At 58.8% G+C, this 17,386-nt stretch carries 14 protein-coding genes and 1 pseudogene; 5 read left to right on the plus strand and 10 right to left on the minus strand.

Going from position 1 to position 17,386, the window contains the following annotated elements:
- Positions 1 to 18 precede the first annotated feature (18 nt).
- A complete protein-coding gene (locus P4G45_RS13330; protein ID WP_348266970.1) occupies positions 19 to 642 on the plus strand; it encodes a cytochrome P460 family protein in 624 nt (207 codons plus the stop codon).
- A 42-nt stretch (positions 643 to 684) separates the two neighbouring features.
- Here the strand turns inward: P4G45_RS13330 and P4G45_RS13335 are convergent, their stop codons facing one another.
- Together P4G45_RS13335 and P4G45_RS13340 are read right to left on the minus strand one after the other, a co-directional pair.
- Positions 685 to 2,397 (minus strand): alpha/beta hydrolase-fold protein, encoded by a 1,713-nt coding sequence (locus P4G45_RS13335; protein WP_348266971.1) that lies wholly within the window; start codon positions 2,395 to 2,397, stop codon positions 685 to 687.
- Positions 2,398 to 2,460: 63 nt separating this feature from the next.
- Positions 2,461 to 3,624, minus strand: a complete 1,164-nt coding sequence (locus P4G45_RS13340; RefSeq protein WP_348266972.1) for an alpha/beta hydrolase-fold protein — start codon at positions 3,622 to 3,624, stop codon at positions 2,461 to 2,463.
- Between the two features lie 74 nt (positions 3,625 to 3,698).
- Here P4G45_RS13340 and era point away from each other — a divergent pair, with 74 nt between their 5' ends.
- Positions 3,699 to 4,748, plus strand: a complete 1,050-nt coding sequence (era, locus tag P4G45_RS13345; RefSeq protein WP_348266973.1) for a GTPase Era — start codon at positions 3,699 to 3,701, stop codon at positions 4,746 to 4,748.
- Between the two features lie 32 nt (positions 4,749 to 4,780).
- The gene (locus tag P4G45_RS13350; protein WP_348266974.1) at positions 4,781 to 5,431 is read left to right on the plus strand and encodes a class I SAM-dependent methyltransferase; all 651 of its coding nucleotides are present in this window, start codon (positions 4,781 to 4,783) and stop codon (positions 5,429 to 5,431) included.
- Between the two features lie 14 nt (positions 5,432 to 5,445).
- On the opposite strand, the gene P4G45_RS13355 is transcribed toward P4G45_RS13350, so the two are convergent.
- The 3 genes from P4G45_RS13355 to ald are packed head-to-tail and all read right to left on the minus strand — an operon-like array spanning position 5,446 to position 10,474.
- Complete coding sequence (locus P4G45_RS13355) at positions 5,446 to 6,837, minus strand: sigma-54 dependent transcriptional regulator (RefSeq protein WP_348266975.1); 1,392 nt, start codon at positions 6,835 to 6,837, stop codon at positions 5,446 to 5,448.
- Positions 6,834 to 9,299: an ATP-binding protein gene (locus tag P4G45_RS13360; RefSeq protein WP_348266976.1), complete on the minus strand. Its 2,466-nt coding sequence runs from the start codon at positions 9,297 to 9,299 to the stop codon at positions 6,834 to 6,836. The genes P4G45_RS13355 and P4G45_RS13360 overlap by 4 nt, the downstream gene beginning before the upstream one ends.
- Positions 9,300 to 9,358: 59 nt before the next feature.
- Positions 9,359 to 10,474 (minus strand): alanine dehydrogenase, encoded by a 1,116-nt coding sequence (ald, locus tag P4G45_RS13365; protein WP_348266977.1) that lies wholly within the window; start codon positions 10,472 to 10,474, stop codon positions 9,359 to 9,361.
- A 140-nt stretch (positions 10,475 to 10,614) separates the two neighbouring features.
- On the opposite strand from ald, the gene P4G45_RS13370 reads away from it, so the two are divergent.
- Together P4G45_RS13370 and P4G45_RS13375 are read left to right on the plus strand one after the other, a co-directional pair.
- Positions 10,615 to 11,679, plus strand: coding sequence for a rod shape-determining protein (locus P4G45_RS13370; protein ID WP_373694113.1), 1,065 nt, complete (start codon positions 10,615 to 10,617; stop codon positions 11,677 to 11,679).
- 442 nt (positions 11,680 to 12,121) lie between these two features.
- On the plus strand, positions 12,122 to 12,514 hold the full coding sequence (locus P4G45_RS13375) for a hypothetical protein (RefSeq protein ID WP_348266979.1): 393 nt from the start codon (positions 12,122 to 12,124) through the stop codon (positions 12,512 to 12,514).
- Position 12,515: 1 nt separating this feature from the next.
- On the opposite strand, the gene P4G45_RS13380 is transcribed toward P4G45_RS13375, so the two are convergent.
- From P4G45_RS13380 to P4G45_RS13400, 5 genes and pseudogenes are all read right to left on the minus strand, one after another.
- On the minus strand, positions 12,516 to 13,916 hold the full coding sequence (locus tag P4G45_RS13380) for a hemolysin family protein (protein ID WP_348266980.1): 1,401 nt from the start codon (positions 13,914 to 13,916) through the stop codon (positions 12,516 to 12,518).
- Entirely contained in the window at positions 13,913 to 14,380 is a 468-nt protein-coding gene (ybeY, locus tag P4G45_RS13385) for an rRNA maturation RNase YbeY (protein ID WP_348266981.1), read from the minus strand. The genes P4G45_RS13380 and ybeY overlap by 4 nt, the downstream gene beginning before the upstream one ends.
- The gene (locus P4G45_RS13390) at positions 14,377 to 15,327 is read right to left on the minus strand and encodes a glycoside hydrolase family 16 protein (RefSeq protein WP_348266982.1); all 951 of its coding nucleotides are present in this window, start codon (positions 15,325 to 15,327) and stop codon (positions 14,377 to 14,379) included. Before P4G45_RS13390 ends, ybeY begins: the two co-directional genes overlap by 4 nt.
- Before the next feature lie 96 nt (positions 15,328 to 15,423).
- A pseudogene (locus tag P4G45_RS13395) lies at positions 15,424 to 16,158 on the minus strand (YoaK family protein); the annotation flags it as partial.
- A 56-nt stretch (positions 16,159 to 16,214) separates the two neighbouring features.
- Positions 16,215 to 17,258 carry a PhoH family protein gene (locus P4G45_RS13400; RefSeq protein ID WP_348266983.1) on the minus strand — a complete coding sequence of 348 codons (1,044 nt, stop codon included), beginning with the start codon at positions 17,256 to 17,258 and terminating at the stop codon, positions 16,215 to 16,217.
- Positions 17,259 to 17,386 lie beyond the last annotated feature (128 nt).

Consider the following 17,386-nt stretch of genomic DNA (forward strand, 5'->3'; position numbering starts at 1 on the left):
TTTTGGTGAGGTTAAGCTATGCTGCGTGCGGTTCTTTTGCTGTTTTTGCTGATGGCAGTTCCTCAGCCGGACACGGTGCAGGTGGCGCGTGCAACTGTCGATAATGCCGCTGCGAACGATGGCCCGAACTATACGACGGACGGGCAGTTGAAGATGCCTGAGCGGTATCGCGAGTGGATATTTCTGACCTCGGGGGTGGACATGAGCTACAGTCCGAACCCCGCGATGGCAGGCCACTCGATGTTCGACAATGTGTTTGTGAATCCGGCGGCCTACCATCTATTTCAGAAGACCGGAACGTGGCCAGACAAGACGACGCTGGTACTGGAGATTCGCGGGGCCGAGGGGCCAAGCTCGATCAACAAGCGAGGACATTCGCAGTCGCCTGAAATTATGGGGATGGAGGTGCATGTGAAGGATGCGCGCCTGGAAGACGGCTGGGGTTTCTATGAATTCACCGGCCCGGGGAGTGCAAAGCTAATCAAGCGACCTGCGAATTGCTATCAATGCCATGAGGGGCATGGTGCGGTGGATACGACCTTCGTACAGTTCTATCCGACCCTGCTGGGCGTGGCAAAGGCGAAGGGGACGTTGAGCGCTGCTTATCTGAAGGAGATCAGCACGCCAGAGATGGGGAAATAGCTTCGCTTCGCGAAGGATGACAAAGTTATCGGAGGGAAGACATCAGTAACGCCAACTTTTGGTGTCGGCGCCGGGTGGAGCGGTTCTAAGCATGTGCTCGACCATCTGAGGAAGAACCCGCTGGGCCCAGTTATTGTGGTTTTGCTCCATGGTGTACTCCACGGGGCCTCCGATGTAGCAATGGGGCATGCCGGGCCCGTATTGGAAGGTCGCGTCGGAGTGGGGATTGCGTGTGTCGTCAAGCGTGGACTGCAGCAGATGGACGGCGTTGTTGAGGAAGTAGGTGTCGCCGTCTCCGACGCTGAGGTGGAGTTTGCCTTCGAGCTTTGGCCCGAGGGTGCGCCAGTCGCGCTGCAAAATGGCGGTAAGGTCATAGCGATCGTGCCAGTAGGCAACAGTAGATTTGTCGATGGCTCCAGTCAGCGGATCGATCACATCTTCAGGGTAACCGTCGGAGCCGGCGGGCGAGAAGACGGCCTGCCAGATGTCCCATTGCTCCGTGGAGCGGCCGTGTGTACCGAGGACGTACTCGTAGCGGTACTCGTCGCCGGTGTTGCCAATGATGGAGCCGTCGGGTTTGCGGTCGGCGGCGATGGGAATTTCGCCGAAGTCGCCCTTGCGCACGAAGGCGTTGGTGTCGTCGTACAGGTCTACATTCTGGTAGGCGTGGAAGTCGATGGGATCGGGGCAGGCAGTGTAGGTGCCGTTGTAGAGGTCGGGGTAAAAGATCTGGGTCGCCAGCGATTCCCAGCCACCGGTGCTGCCGCCATACGTAGCGCGAGCCCAACCTTGGCCGATGCCGCGATACTTCTGCTCGATGGCCGGGATGAGTTCTTCATTGATGGCTGCACCGTAGGGGCCGACGTTGGCCGAGTCTACGTCATAGGAGTCGTCGTAGTAGGGGTTAGGGCTTTGGACGTAGAGCAGAAGGACGCGGGGAAGCCGGCCTGCGGTCCAGTCCTGAAAGAACTTGTAGGCAGCCACCGCACGGGAATTATCTGCGGACGCCGGTGGCGTCGTGACCCACGGAAGCGGCGCGCCGAAGCCGGGACGGAAGTGGTCCTGATAGACGACCAGGGGATAGCGGGCGTCGGGATGCTGGTCGAAGCCGTCAGGTAGCAGCACCCAGGCGCCAAGATACATGTCGCGGCCCCAGAACTTGCTCAGCTTTTCGCTGCGGAAGCGGATGTACTTGAGCCACTTTGCGCCCGGCTCTTTAGCGGCGATGACTTCTGGATCTCTCTCTGTGCCCGCTATGGGAGGGATTACTTTATCGAGGGTGAGCTTGAGAGTTGCGTTCGATTTTGGGTCGAGGTGGAGTCTGACTGGCGCGTTGTATGGGTTGCCGGGCTTGAGGTTCCAGTGCTGGCCTTCGCCTTGGTCTGGCGGTAGCCAGAGGGTCTTGCCGGAGGCCAGGTGGAACTGCTCATAGACATTGAAGACGGCCTGTACGGTGTAGTCGCCAGGGTCGAGATCGGCGAGAGACTTGCGCGGGTAGCCGATGGTCTTGTCATCGATGACGATTGGCTTGTTGGGAGCGAGGTCGGTTACATCGACGCCGAAGCCCTGCGCGGAGGTGTAGGTCTCCTGGAGTTGCATTCTTGGCTCAGGTTCACCATTGCCGGCTTTCTTGGTGATGACGAGGATGAGATGGCCGGTGAGACGTTTGGTGGTCGGGATGGTGACTTCGATGCGCCGTGCAAAGACGGGGTACGCCAGAAGAAGCGTCGTGGCAAGAACGAGAATAGAGCGCATGGTTGAGCCTCGAACGGATGGCTTTCGAGGGCTAAGAATAGCAGGTGGATGCGATAGAAGTTGCTATTTAGGCTGGAAGAGGAGCGGAGCGAAGTGGGTGAGGTTGTCGCGCCAGACCATCCAGGTGTGCAGCCCGGGCGTTTCGATCTCGGTGACGGGCATGTCTTTGGTCTTGAGCCACGCGGAGAATCTGCGATTGGCCGTGATGAGCGAGTCTCCGGTTCCGCAGGCTATCCAGAGCAGGCGCAGGTCGGCCGTCTTTGGGTTGAGCGAGGCGAGTTGGGTTTTGTAGTCGAGGTTGTGATCCGCGGCGCTGAAGCCGCCCACCCATGCAAAGAGCTCGGGATGGCTGAGGCCGATGCTCAGAGACTCTAGGCCGCCCATCGAGAGGCCGGTGATAGCGCGGTCTTCACGTTTGTGCGAGACGTTGTATTCGGACTCGACGCGGGGAAGAATCTCGGTGAGCAGCGTCTGGGTGAATAGAGCGGTGTTGTGCGCGACGACGACCGGGTCCTGCCAGACGCCGAAGCCGTTGTAGAGGAAGGAGGTATCGCCGTAGCCAAAGGGCATGACGACAACCATGGGCTTGATTTTCCCCTGGGCAAGCAGGTTATCCAAGATGAAATTGGCCCTGCCGACGGCGGACCAGCCGATGGCTCCGTCGGACCAACCATGGAGGAGATAGAGGACCGGATAAGCCTTTTTCTCTTTGGGGTTGTAGCCCGGCGGAGTGTAGACGTAGTAATCGCTCTGGTGGCCGGGCACGCCGAGAGCGATGGACGTGGTGTAGCGATGGTGGCGCAGCGTGCCATGAGGAACGTCCGTGTCATCCCATGGCTGGGGGATGTTACCGGGAACCGTGAGCAGGTTGGAGAGATTGACCAGGTTGGGAGTGATGGTGACGTTGGAGAGGTCGAGGCGAGGTTGACCGTCGACTTCGAAGTGATAACCGTAGATCTCAGGTGCCAAGGGCTTGGTCGTGAGAGTCCAGACTCCCTTATCGTCCTTTTCCATGGGCATGGGCTTGGCGACGCCTTCGAGCCCGAGCAGGACGGTGGTGGCTTTGTCGTCCTTATAGCGGAAGGTAACGGTATAGTCCGGGTGAATCTCGGTGGCAGGCGTAAAGGCGGCAACCTGCGCGGTAAGAAGACCCGGAGTCGCCCCGGCGAGCAGGAGGCCGAGGATTGGAATGGCTTTCAAGGTGCGGGCCAGGAAACAAATCTTCATGGCCGCCAGTGTAGCTGAGATTGATACTTTGGCAAGCAGGGATTTGGTGGCGCTGGACAGCGCATAATTGAGGGATGCCCTTTCGCTCTGGTTTCGTCTCGATTATTGGCCGGCCTAACGCCGGTAAGTCCACTTTGTTGAATGCCCTGCTGGGACAAAAGCTCGCCATCGTGACGCACAAGCCACAAACGACGCGGACGCGGATTCACGGCGTGCTTGAGGTTCCCTTGAAGAAGAAGGCCAAGGGCGAGCCGGGACATCCGGCGGCGCAGGTGGTGCTGGTGGATACCCCGGGGGTGCACAAGCCGGAGACGCAGCTCGACAAGCGCATGATGCAGGAGGTGCACGATGCGCTGGAGAGCCGCGATGCGGTGCTGTTCATTGTGGATGTAACTCATCGGCTGGCGAAGGAATCAGAAGGCGGGAAGAAGACGGGCCGCATGGCGATGAGCGCGGCGGAGGATGACTTTGCGTTGTCGCTGGTGAAGAAGCTGGAGTGCCCTGTAATTCTTGTCCTGAACAAGATCGATGCCGTCCGCAAGGAAGAACTTCTGCCGCTGATTGCGCACTGGAGCTCGCTGCACGATTTTGCCGAGGTGGTGCCGGTTTCGGCGAGGAAGAAGGAAGGGCTGGATCTGCTTCTGGAGAAGGTCGTCGGGCATCTGAAGGAGGGGCAGCGTTACTTTCCGAAGAACCAGTTGACCGATCAGCCGGAGCGGTTTCTGGTGGCAGAGTTGATTCGCGAGAAGATTTTGATGCTGACCGGAGAAGAGGTTCCTTATGCGACCGCCGTGGTGATTGAGCGGTACGAGGAGCCGGCTTCGCTGAAGAAGATGAAGGACGGCAAGCTCCCGGTGACCAAGATTGCCGCAGCCATCTTTTGCGAGCGGACGGGGCAGAAGGCCATCCTGATCGGCAAGCAGGGCGAGATGCTGAAGCGCATCGGGACGGCGGCGCGTAAGGACATTGAGGGGCTGCTAGGGACTCGGGTGTTTCTGGAGCTATTCGTCAAGGTGCAGGAGGAGTGGCGCAGTTCGCGCGGGTTTGTCGAAGATCTGGACTGGCGGCGGCAGTTGGAAGAGATTGCCGAGAAACAGATGGGCGAGGAAAAAGATTCAGAGTGAGATGAATCTTTCTTCTGGTGTATGCTCCTGCCATGTCGATCGACGGGAATGCTGCCGGTGGCGTAAGGATTCTTGATGTGGGGTGCGGGGCGGGCGATTCCATGCAGGAGGAGCTGCAACTTCGCTGCGGTAGCCTGGCGCACGCACTCCCGATTGAGATGGTGGGAATCGATATCGATGGCGAAGCCCTCGCACAGGGACGATTGAACTTTCCGCAGTTCCTTTTTATCTGTGCGAAGGCCGAGAACATACCATTTCCCGACGGGTCGTTCGACGTGGTGATCTCTCGCGTCGCGATGCCTTATATGGATATTCCTGTTGCCCTGCGCGAGATGCGGCGCGTGCTCAAAGCCAATGGAGAGCTACGTATCAAACTGCATCCTCTGTCGTTTACGCTGTCGGAGCTTGCGGTTGAGATGCGGTCAGGATCTCTTCGGAGGAGGATGCAGAACCTTACCTATCGCTTGTATGTGGTTGCGAATGGGATGGCGCTGCACTATGCGGGCTTCAACTTTCGCTTCCCCCTGGCCCGGCACCGCTGCGAGTCGTTTCAGACGCAGAGCGGGATTCGACGCGCCCTGGTTGCAGCGGGATTCAGAGAGATTGACGCGTCTTGCTGGGACACCAAAATAACCCCGCCTCATGCCGGCAACTGTAGGGCGTCTGCGCGCCGTAATCCTTAGGAAGCAGTGGAAGACTATTCCTTGATGCTTACGCCGAGGGTCTTCATCTTCCGGTAGAGGTGGCTACGTTCGAGGCCGAGAGACTCGGCGGTGCGGCTTACATTGCCGTGGTTTTCGTCGAGCTTCTTGAGGATGTAGTCGCGCTCGTAGGCTTCGCGGGCTTCGAGCAGTGACGAGAATTCTTCGCCGCGCGGGTTGATGCGGCCCGATTCGGTGAGCTTGCCAGGTCCTCGATAGACGAGCATAGGCAGGTGTTTGCGTTCGATGCGCTGCGTCTTCGGGTTGAGGATGAGGACGCGCTCGACGAGATTGCGCAGCTCGCGTACATTGCCCGGCCAGTGATACTGACGAAGCGCCGCAAGAGCATCTTCGGTCATCTCGACATGGGGGCGTCCATATTGCTGACCGAACTCCTGCAGGAATTCCTTGACCAGCAGAGGGATGTCTTCCTTGCGATCGCGCAGCGGCGGCACGAAAAAGGGAATGACGTTGAGGCGATAGAAGAGGTCTTCGCGGAAGTTGCCGCGCGCGATCTCTTCTTCGAGGTCTTTGTTCGTGGCCGCGATGACACGGACATCAACATGGATGGGGTGCGAGGCACCGACGGGCAGAAAACGCTGTTCGTCGAGGGCGCGAAGCACCTTGGCCTGCGTCTTGAGGCTCATGTCGCCGACTTCGTCGAGGAAGAGGGTGCCCCCGTCGGCGCGCTCGAACGTTCCGCGCTTCTCCTGCGGACCGCTGGTTCCGGCGGGGACCGCTCCGTGGCGATAGCCGAAGAGTTCGCTCTCGATATAGTCCTCGGGAATCGCGGCGCAGTTGAGTTCGACGAAGGGGCGATCTTTGCGCAGGCTTTCGGCGTGCATGGCGCGACCGATGAGTTCCTTGCCAGTGCCGGATTCGCCATAGATGAGGACGCGGCCGTTGGTGGGGGCCATCAGCTTGATCTGCTGGCGCAGCGCCTTCAGAGGCACACTCTGGCCGGTAACAGTTCCCTTCACCGCGAGCTGGCGCGAAAACTCCGCATTATCTTCGCGCATCTGACGCGCCTTCATCGCATTCTTCAGAACGATGAGAGTTCGGTCGAGCGAGAGCGGCTTTTCGAGAAAGTCGTATGCGCCGAGTTTGGTCGCTCGCACCGCGGCCTCGATTGTTCCGTGACCGCTGATGATGACGACCTCCGGAACATTGGTGCTATCGATGGTGCGTATCTCCGCAAGCGCTTCGAGACCGTCCCGGTCAGGCAGCCAGATATCGAGCAACACGACGTCATACGCCGCGTCGCGCAGCAGTTCGAGCGCCTCGGTGGCGGTTGCGCTGGTGGTAACGAGGTACCCCTCTTCGCGCAGGATGCTCTCCAGCGATTCGCGGATCTCGGCTTCGTCATCGACGATAAGAACGTGATTCAAGCAGGGCCTCCATGGCCGTTAGCGGTTGTGCTTGGCAGTTCGAGTTCGCTGTCGGTGCTGACCGCGGCTCTCAGTTCGATGGTGAATTTGGCTCCGGCGGGAAAGTTCTTTTCTGCGCGAATCGTTCCCTGGTGCTCCTGAATGATCTTTGCAGCGATGGCGAGGCCAAGGCCGGTGCCGCGCTGCTTGGTGGAGAAGTAAGGGAGGAAGAGGCGTTCGCGCATATCGTCGGTAAGGCCGGTGCCGGTGTCCGCGATAGAGAGTTCGACCATGCCGTTTTCCAGTTGTGCCGTGCAGATGCGCAGTTCACGCAGGAGGCTCTCCTGCATGGCTTCAGCTGCGTTGTCGATAAGGTTGCCGAGGGCGCGCTTGAGCGCTTCGGGATCAGCCATCACCAGCGGAAGACCGGACGGCATCTTCTTTACGATATTGATGTTCTGCATGCGTCCGGCGAACAAGGCCAACGCGTTTTCGACAATTGTGTTGAGGTCGGCTGGACGAGGGCGCGCCGTGGGAAACTCGGCCAAAGCAGCAAACTGATCGACGAGCGACCTCATACTCTCGACCGACGAACTGATGACCTCGCTGCAACGACGGATGACGGCGGTCGAAGGCGATTCGACCTTGTGGGCGTCGAGCGTTATCGCGAGACGGTCAATGTGGCGGTGAATCTGCTCGGCGCTTAGGCTGATCGGAGTGAGCGGATTTTTGATCTCGTGCGCGACGCGACGGGCGACCTCCTTCCATGCGGACTGCTTCTGTGCCCGCAGGAGTTCAGTCGCATTTTCGAGAACGAGCACGTAGCCGCGATGCTCCCGGCTCATGCGGTCGTGTTGGCCGGGAGTTTCGAGCAGGGCTACCGTGGCGAGCAGGTTCAGGTTGCCGCCGAATCTGTCATTGCCGATGCCCGTGATCTCCATCTCACTGGATGCGGAGCCCATGCGGTGACTGCGCTTGATGAGATGGTCGATAATATCGGCGACCTCCCGCGGAAAGACGTCTTCGATGACGCGGCCAAGGAAGGGGCGCTGGCCGCCGGGGTCCATCATCTCGCTGAGAGCGCGGTTGGTGAGCACGATGCGACGGTCCGCGTCGAGCGTAGCCACCCCGTTGGGGATGGTCTCAAGCATGGTTTCGAGTTCACTGCGGCGGCCCTCAAGCGCGGCATTGGCGGCGCTGATCTGCACCGTGGACTGCTCGACGGCGCGACGGCTGTCTTCGAGGTCGCTGGCCATGTGATTGAAGCTACGCACAAGTTCGCCAAGTTCTTCGGTCGCGCCCTCGTCGACGCGATGGGCGTAGTCTCCCGCAGCGATAGCCTCCATCGCATCGCCAAGGGCCTCCACCGGCCTCGTAACCTGCTTGGCAATATGCAACGCGATCCAACTGGAGGCAAAGAGTGCGAGGATCGTCATCATGAGCAGCAGGCTCATATAGAGGCTTCTGATCTGGCGCCGCTCCCGGAACAAGACCCAGTAAGCGTCGTCTTCCTTGCGCAGATGGGCCATGGTTGCGGCCATGCCGAACGGCATCGGCAGGCCGACGACCACCGTGTTGCCCTGCTGAACTGTTGTGGCGGCGAGCGCATAATCAATCTGGCCAAGCGAGAAGATGGGCGAATCGCTGCGCTGCGCTGCGGCAAGAATGGCCGCGTCCGTGGGATTAGTGAGTGGCGGCGCGTGGCTATTTGTTGTGGCCCTCTCTTCGTCGGAAGCAGCCTGAGGCAGCCAGGACTTTACCTCTGCAGTGGTCCCGTCGCGCTGCGGCATGTGGAAGGCCGCGATAGCGCGGCCATCGCGGTAGACGATGGCGAATCCGTTCTGCAATGTAATCTCATGCTGACGCAAGACGGCATCGATGGCTTCGTGATTTTGCCGTGAACCGGGCGCTGCCTGACGTGCATTGGAATGGACGGCTCCCCGGCGTGGCCTGGCAGGCGTTGCAGCCGACTTCGATTCCTGAGTTGCGGCACCCATCGCGCCGGGAATGCCGGACGCAATGGAATCTGCCTCCGCGCGAGCGTTGGCCGTAGTGTACTGGGCAAGCGCGAGGGCCATGCTGTTGCTGTCGTTGCGCATCTGCGTTACCGGCTGCGAGAACCAGCGGTCGACGGCCCGGTTCATCAGCAGATAGCTGAAGGCGAACATGAAGGCGATCGGCAGGAAGCTCACCAGAACAGCGCCCCACAGCATCCGTGTTCGCAGACGCGCTCCCATGACGCGGCTGCGCTGGTCCGCGTAGAGCTTGAGCATGTTGCGGACCAGCAGCACAAGGACGACGACGAAGAGCAGAAACGCCACAATCGACAGTCCCGTAAAAATGAAGATCTGTTCCAGGTTTCCCGGGTGCGGAAGCCGCGGCGAATTGAAAGCATTGAGGATGTTCAGTGCGGCAAGAAGAACAAGGAAGCATGCGCCCAGAGCGATGATCAGGACCTTTCGCCGGTTTGGATTGTTGGGCATCGCCATGCTCCTCAGTGACCTGATTATAGGTACCCCGGCCGCTTATTCCATCGCAACGATCAGGACACCAGCGATGTTACAGGCTGCCATTCGCGATTTTGGGCGGTCGCCACGGCAGCATAGGTCAGGACGCCGTTGTAAGTATTGACCCCCTCGGCGATTCCTTTGTCTTCGCTGATGGCGGCCTTTGCGCCCAGACGCGCCAGCTTCAGCACGTAGGGAAACGTCGCATTGGTAAGCGCCAATGTGGAGGTATTTGGGACCGCCGCAGGCATATTGGTGACGCAATAGTGAACGACACCATTGACTTCGTACGAGGGGTTGCTGTGCGTGGTGGGATGAGCAGTCTCGATGCAGCCACCCTGGTCGATGGCCACGTCGACGATTACCGCGCCCCTCTTCATCTTCTCCACCATGGCGCGGGTTACGATCTTGGGCGCTGCCGCGCCGGGAATGAGAACGCCGCCAATGACCAGATCGGCCTCGCAGACAGCGCGCTCGATGTTGTAGCTGTTAGAGGCCACGGTGAAGACGCGGCCATTGAAGATGTCGTCCAGCTCGCGCAGGCGGTTGAGATTCAGGTCGATCAGCGTGACCTTCGCGCCCATGCCGAGGGCGATCTTCGCGGCGTTGGTTCCGACGATGCCGCCGCCGATGATGCAGACGTTGCCGGGAGCGACGCCGGGAACTCCGCCAAGCAAAACTCCGCGTCCGCCATGCTCTTTTTCAAGATAGGCAGCGCCGACCTGCACGGACATGCGACCGGCGACCTCGCTCATGGGCGTCAGTAACGGCAATCCACCAGTACGGTCACGCACGGTCTCGTAGGCAATGCCGGTGACGCTGCTCGCAAGCAAAGAGTCAGTGAGCCCGGTAAGCGGCGCCAGGTGGAGATAGGTAAACAGAACAAGGCCTTCCCGGAAGTGCCGGTACTCCTTTTCGACTGGTTCCTTTACCTTGACGATCATCTCGGAGAGCCGCCAGACATCGTGCGCCGAGCCGACGATCTCGGCTCCCGCTGCCTGGTATTCGTCGTCGGGCATGGCCGAGAGAACACCGGCATCGTGTTCGACCAGAACCTTATGCCCCTGCTCTACCAAGGCCTTGACGCCTGCGGGGGTGACACCTACACGGCTCTCATGATCCTTTATCTCTTTTGGGACGCCAATGATCATCTTTCACCTCTGCCTAACTGATGTCTTCGATTGTATCTACCGATATTGACTCTAACGGGTCCTCCACGCTGGACTTTCACCTCAGCACCAGTGGATTACACTACTGATAGTCTCTTTTCAGGAAACGACTCCGAAAAACTATGTCTTCAAACAGCTTTCAGATGCGATATTCGCGCATACACAATATGCGGTCCCTCTTCAGCCTCTTTTCGAGCGATCTGGCCATCGATCTCGGCACGGCAAATACGCTGGTGTACGCACATGGCAAGGGCATCATCGTTAACGAGCCATCGATCATTGCAGTGAACAAGAACACCAACGAAGTCGAAGCCGTCGGCAAGGAAGCCAAGGAGATGCTTGGCCGCACTCCCGGCAACATCGTCGCCATAAAGCCCATGAAGGACGGCGTCATCGCCGACTTCCGCCACACCGAGAAGATGCTGAACTACTTCATCCAGAAGGCACACAACCGCAAGATGATGGTGCATCCCCGCATCGTCATCGGCGTCCCCAGCGAGATTACGCAGGTGGAAAAGCGCGCCGTCATGGACTCGGCTTACCGGGCTAAGGCGAGCGAGGTGCACCTGGTGGAGCAGGCCATGGTCGCCGCCATCGGCGCCGGTCTTCCCATTACAGAGCCAGGCGGCAACATGGTCGTCGACATCGGCGGCGGGACTACGGACATTGCAGTGATTTCTCTGGCAGGCATCGTCTATTCGCGCTCGGTGCGCATGGCCGGCAACCAGATGGACGAGGCCGTCATGACCTACCTCAAGCGGAAATACAACCTGCTGATCGGCGAGCGCACCGCCGAACAGATCAAGATTTCGCTGGGCTCGGCCTATCCCCTCGACAAGCCCATTGAGATGGAGGTCAAGGGCCGCAACCTCATCGAGGGCGTTCCCAAGACCATCACCATTGAGGACTCCGAGATTCGCGAGGCGCTCAGCGAATCCATCGCGACCATCATCAACGCAATTCGCGTGGCTCTGGAGCGGACTCCGCCCGAGTTGTCGGCAGATATCTCGGACCGCGGCATCGTCCTGACCGGCGGCGGCGCGCTCATCAAAAATCTCGACAAGCGAATTCGAGAGGAAACCGGTTTGCCGGTTTCCATTGCCGATGATCCGCTGTGCTCGGTCGTTCTTGGCACCGGAAAGATGCTCTCCGACTTCAAGCTGCTGCGGAAGATCTCGATCGACTGATTCCTAATGTAGCGAATTTTAAAGAAGCCCCGTCAATTGGCGGGGCTTTTTATGTGACATTTTAATTTGAAATTCCCATTTTGGAACCGAACTCGGGTATTTGTAGCAATTACTTTCTACCCCAAGCTTATTAGGGCATACGGTAATCAATATCTAAGTAAATTGCTGAACTGCTGATTGGAACTAAAAAGCCTTGAGTCTTTGTGCGTGCGCGCTGAACACAATAGCTACCATTGACGACCTTTGCATTCACCACAAGTCGGCATATCAAAGTTATAAGAAGTCGACACCGGATGACATTATTGGCCTACCAGTCCAAGAATGGATACACCAAAGATTGCAAGCCGAGCTTGACCGGCCCGAGTCCTACGCAGAATTAAATCAACGGACACCAGAACATAGGTCTGAGCGGGACGAGTACATCGAAAAGATGAGGGCGGGGTTGGCAGCCGCGATTCTCACAATCGATCACCTGCTGGGCCCTAATTGGTTTCGGGCAGATCCGGGCGATGTTGCGGGCATCCAAGCCTGTTTTGACGGCCTCGATGCCTATCAACAGATGACCTCTGCTGGAGTTTCACCGCCTCCAAGGCGGGTTCTGAACTTCATTACGCAGAGAGTAAAACTCGATGGCTATCAGGGTGATGGAATCACGGATATCTGCGGCTGCGCGGATGTGATTGAAGACGGCAACCAACTCTGCCACTTTCATCGCCAGCATTACTTTGCATACAGGCAAAAAGCGGACGCGGCAACAATGCTTCGCGTCCAGCAATGGGCGGTGAAACGCATGTCAGCCGTAAGTGTCTGGAAAACAAAGGGCGCGGCGCGATAATTCATCTGCCAGAAATCTGGGAGATAAGGCTGACGCGGATGCGGTCGATGCGGCGGTCAGTGCTGGCCAGCACTTCCAGACGGAGGCCATCCTCTTCGATCACCTCTCCCGGTAGCGGAATATGCCCCGCCATCTCCGAGACCAGGCCACCAAGCGTCGTGGATTCATAATGCTCCGGCAGGCGAAGAGCGGTCGGGTCATCCTTCGTGTCGCGGGTGTCGCGCGCAGGAACATCTTCGGCGTCTGCCGACTCGAGGTCTTCAGCAGGCTGCGTCGATGGCTCGAACTGATCGGCAAAGAGATCGCGCAGCCGCGATAGCTCAAAACTACCCGAGACGATGTAGGAGCCATCCGGCTCGCGGATGGGCGTGTCGTCCGCCTCAGGCTCATCATGCTCATCGGCAATCTCGCCAACGATGGCCTCGATCAGGTCTTCGATCGTGACCAGCCCCGCAACCCCGCCGTACTCGTCGATGACGATGCTCATGTGCTGTTTTTCACGCTGCATCTCGCGCAGCAGTTCGGCGACCTTCTTGGTCTCCGGCACAAAGACGGCAGGCCGCTGCAACTGGGCCACGCTCCGTGTGCTGGCTTCGCTGTCGGGAATCTGTAGCAGGTCGTGGGCGAAGATGATTCCTGTGATGTTATCGAGCGAGTTCGAATACACCGGTACCCGCGAGAAGACGTGCTGCCCAATCTGCTCCGTGAAGCGCTCCAGGCTCATGCTGCCGGGCACGGCGAAGATCTCCGGGCGCGGCGTCATCACCTCATGCACCACCTTATCGCCGAACTCGACCACCGACCTCACCAGTTCGCGGTCGGACTCTTCGAGAATGCCCTCTTCCTCGCCTGCTTCGAGCAGCGCGTCCATCGCCTCTGACGGATGCTCCTCTTCTTCTGCATCCTCCGGCTCCGCCAGCGCCGCAATCGAGAGCAGCAGGCCAAGCAGCAGCGTAACCGGAAGGATGAGATAGAAGAGCGCCTGCAAGAGATACCGGATGCGGGCGATCCACAAACCGCGCGTGCGGGTGAAGAGGATCTGGGGCAACAGGCGGTCGAAGATGAGGATCAGCAGAATGATCTCGAAGATCGCCAGCGCTATCTCAGATCCGCTGGGGCTACGCGCCACCAATGGCAGCAGCGCCGTGTGCGTGTAGAGCCTCAGGCCGGTCAGCAGCGCAATCGCAGCCACGCTGAGCTGGCGCAGAACGGACGCCGAGAGCGCAATGGACTCGCGGCCAAGGCCGAGCTTCGGCTCGACGAACTCCTCCCAGACGTCAATATTGTCCTGATACTCGCGGGCGAGAAATTTGCCCATCTCCGAGTAGACGCGATCGACATACGCCGCCAGCGTCAGGATGGCCAGCAGCACCGCGAAGATAAGAAAGTAGAGAGGGCTCATGCGCTCCTCCTGCCTTTCGCCCCAGGTTTCGTTGCGGCCACGCGCTCAATCAGAGTGACGGGCAGCCGCAGCTCCCGCCTCAATTCCCTCTCTCGTGCGGCCATCTCGCCGTTGTCGACTTCGTGGTCCAGACCGGAGAGATGCAACAGTCCATGCAGAAGAAGAATGCGGACCTCATCACGCAGCGTGTGTCCGAACGCCGCAGCTTGCCGTGCCGCAGTGTCGAGCGAGATCGCCAGATCGCCGGCATGGCCATACGGATTTTCGGCTGCGGGAAAGCTCAGCACATCCGTGGCCTTGTTCTTGCCACGAAAGGTCTTGTTCAGACGACGCAGGGTAGCGTCGTCAGCCAGCAGAACATCGACATCACCGCGCAGGCCCACTGCCTCGCTGGCGCGATTGAAGAAGCGCGACAGACCGGACTTCGAAAGCTCAGTAGTCGTGGGATAGTCGATATTGATCATCTCGTCTGTTTTCCTTCCGCACTGGTCCCCGTCCTGCTATAGACGCGGACATAGTCAACCAGCATCTTCTGCGGAAAGGTCGTGGTTGCATCAGGGTTTCCCGGCCAGTATCCGCCCACCGCGACGTTCAGGATGATGAAGAATGGATGATCGTAGACCCACGCCGTTCCCGGCGGAAGATCGGCTGGGGTACGCTCGGCGATAAGTTTGTTATCGAGAAAAAACTTGATGTCTTTCGGCGCCCACTCCACCGAGTAAAGGTGGAAGCCGGTATTGACGGCCTCGCCAGTCGACAGAGCAAACTTCGCCGAGATGCCGTGCGCACCGCTATAGCCCGGCCCATGCAAGGTGCTGTAGATGGTGGAAGGCTCGCCGATGTTCTCCATAATGTCGATCTCGCCGCCCTTTGGCCAGCCGACAGAGTCGATATCGTTGCCCAGCAACCAGAAGGCAGGCCAGATTCCCTTCCCCAGCGGCAGCTTGATACTTGCCTCGAAGCGCCCATAGGCCTGCGAGAACAACCCCTTCGTCCGAATACGTCCAGAGGTATAGGGCCGCGCGATCCCGTCGGCACCGGTGAAATCCTCTTTTCTCGCGGTGATGACAAGGTTGCCGTCGTTCTGTTGCACGTTGACCGGGCGCTTGGTGTAAGTCTCCAGTTCGTTATTGCCGTTGCCGCTTCCGCCAGTCTCAAACGACCACTTCGCCGCGGCGGGAGCAGAGCCATTCGCACCGTTGAACTCGTCGCTCCATGAGAGTTTCCATTCCGGTTTCGATTTTGCTGAGTCAGTAGAGGAGACAGGAGCCTGTGCCATGCCGGCGCCGGCGATCAACAGCACCACGCAGCCAAGGGCAGCACGGCGCAGGAATCGCATGGAGCCGAACTTCTTCTTCGAGAGCGCGGCGGCGACGAGGGAGACTGTATTTGGGGGTTCGATGTTGATCATCGTAAAGAAAGAAAAATAGCAGAGCCTGTTACGACCCTGCTAATAATGGTATCGCATCCTCTCCCCTCGACCGTAAAAAGCGGCTCAGTGCGCTCTGCGCAAATCGTCGAGCATGGGAACGCCCACCAGAACCAGCAACAGAGCAGCCAGGGGGAGGAAAAATAGAAAGCCCACATGCCTGAAGCTCAGAGCCCCCATCGCCCCGCCAACAAAGAACAGGCCGATCAGCGACAGCAGCAGCGCCAGCTTCTGTCGGTCCGCTCGCACGATGGACTTGCCCGGATGGCTCATGGAGCGGTTCCAATAGAACAGCTTGCCCAGTTCGATGCCGATATCGGTGACGATACCCGTGACATGTGTGGTGCGAATCTCAGCGTGCGAGATTTTGGTAATAATGGCATTCTGCAACCCCATGGTGAAGCACAGCAGAAGCGTAACCGTCGACACCAATACCCTGTTCGGATGCTCAAAAAGACCGCCCATCAGGCCAAAGCAGGCCAGCAAAATGGCCTCGACAATGAGGGGAAACACATACTCACTACGCATGCTTTGCCGCCGCCCCCAATTGACAACGATCGCCGTGAAGGCAGCACCAATCAGAAACGCCAGCATGGCGCTGAAGCCCGCAACCAGAAGAGCTATATCCCCCAGTGCGAGGTTGTCCGCCATCGAAGAGACGATGCCCGACATGTGAGAACTGTAATGCCGAACCGCAAGATAACCGCCCGCGTCCGTGGCACCTGCAACAAAAGCCAGAACCATCGCGAGGTGGCGATTGGCCCGCTCGCTGCGTTCGGTTCCAATCAAATAGCGCAGATATTGTGTGGGCATGGCGCAAAGTCATCTTCGCACACCATGCCCTGACCGCAAATACGGCTACACTCCGTCTACTGTGGCTTAGCTATAGGCTGGGCCGAGATTGTCGGAGGAACCGTAGATTCTGTGAGAGCGGCGTCGCCGATAGGTAACGGCAGTTGCTGTTGCGCGCGGCCATAACTGTCGTAGGCGCGAACGATGCGCTGCACAAGCTGGTGCCGCACCACATCGACATCCTCGAAGTGGCAGAAGCGGATGCCCTCCACGCCATCCAGAACATGCAGCGCTTCCAGCAACCCCGATTTCTTCGGATTCGGCAGGTCGGTCTGGGTCAAGTCGCCGGTGATGACAGCTTTCGAGTTGTTCCCCATACGCGTGAGGAACATCTTCATCTGCTCCATGGTCGTGTTCTGCGCCTCGTCCATGATGATGAAAGCGTCGTTAAGCGTGCGGCCACGCATGAAGGCCAGCGGAGCGACCTCGATGACATTGCTCTCCAATAGCTTGTCTACCTTCAGCGGATCGAGCAGGTCATACAGCGCGTCATACAACGGCCGCAGATAAGGATCGACCTTTTCCTGCAACGAGCCGGGAAGAAATCCCAGCCGCTCTCCGGCCTCCACCGCAGGACGAACAAGAACGATGCGGCTGACTTTTTTCGACATTAGCACAGAGACGGCCATCGCGACCGCAAGGTACGTCTTACCCGTACCGGCGGGCCCCAGGCCAAAGGTCATGTCGCACTGCTCGATGGCCTCGACATACTTCCGCTGATTCGGAGAGCGCGGCTGCACCATCCGTTTCACGCCGGCAGACCGCTGCTTGCTGGAGTCGACCAGCGAACGCAATGTAACCGCCGGATCGGCAATGACCAGCTTCAACATGCCATTCAGTTCGCCGTTCGAAGGGTTAATGCCCGATTTGCGGAGAGAATCAAAATCCAAGAAAATCCGTTCGACCCGATCGATACTGACAGCGTCCCCGGTTATCTGGATGGCGTCAGAGCGAAGGTCAATCGTGACATGAAGACCATCTTCGAGCAGCCTGAGGTTTTCGTCGCGGGTCCCATAAAGGGGCTCAATGCCGGGAGTGATTTCCAGGGATTTTTTCATCAAGAGGAGCGCTGACCTCCGTCAGGGATTGCTTGGTTATTTGATGCTTGAGGGTGGAAGAAGTTGTGACGCTGGGAGAGGCACACAACCCGGTAGGCTGCGCTGGGTGCTAAGACCGGGATGGCTGAAGT

The organism is Edaphobacter paludis (genome assembly GCF_039993895.1).
Lineage (GTDB): Bacteria > Acidobacteriota > Terriglobia > Terriglobales > Acidobacteriaceae > Edaphobacter > Edaphobacter paludis.

Excerpts from the sequence above, each read along its gene's own strand:
- P4G45_RS13335 (WP_348266971.1), bottom strand. The coding sequence starts at position 2,397 with ATGCGCTCTATTCTCGTTCTTGCCACGACGCTTCTTCTGGCGTACCCC.
- P4G45_RS13340 (WP_348266972.1), bottom strand. The coding sequence starts at position 3,624 with ATGAAGATTTGTTTCCTGGCCCGCACCTTGAAAGCCATTCCAATCCTC.
- ald (WP_348266977.1), bottom strand. The coding sequence starts at position 10,474 with ATGATCATTGGCGTCCCAAAAGAGATAAAGGATCATGAGAGCCGTGTA.
- ybeY (WP_348266981.1), bottom strand. The coding sequence starts at position 14,380 with ATGATCAATATCGACTATCCCACGACTACTGAGCTTTCGAAGTCCGGT.
- era (WP_348266973.1), top strand. The coding sequence starts at position 3,699 with ATGCCCTTTCGCTCTGGTTTCGTCTCGATTATTGGCCGGCCTAACGCC.
- P4G45_RS13390 (WP_348266982.1), bottom strand. The coding sequence starts at position 15,327 with ATGATCAACATCGAACCCCCAAATACAGTCTCCCTCGTCGCCGCCGCG.
- P4G45_RS13330 (WP_348266970.1), top strand. The coding sequence starts at position 19 with ATGCTGCGTGCGGTTCTTTTGCTGTTTTTGCTGATGGCAGTTCCTCAG.
- P4G45_RS13360 (WP_348266976.1), bottom strand. The coding sequence starts at position 9,299 with ATGCCCAACAATCCAAACCGGCGAAAGGTCCTGATCATCGCTCTGGGC.
- P4G45_RS13370 (WP_373694113.1), top strand. The coding sequence starts at position 10,615 with ATGTCTTCAAACAGCTTTCAGATGCGATATTCGCGCATACACAATATG.
- P4G45_RS13350 (WP_348266974.1), top strand. The coding sequence starts at position 4,781 with ATGTCGATCGACGGGAATGCTGCCGGTGGCGTAAGGATTCTTGATGTG.
- P4G45_RS13380 (WP_348266980.1), bottom strand. The coding sequence starts at position 13,916 with ATGAGCCCTCTCTACTTTCTTATCTTCGCGGTGCTGCTGGCCATCCTG.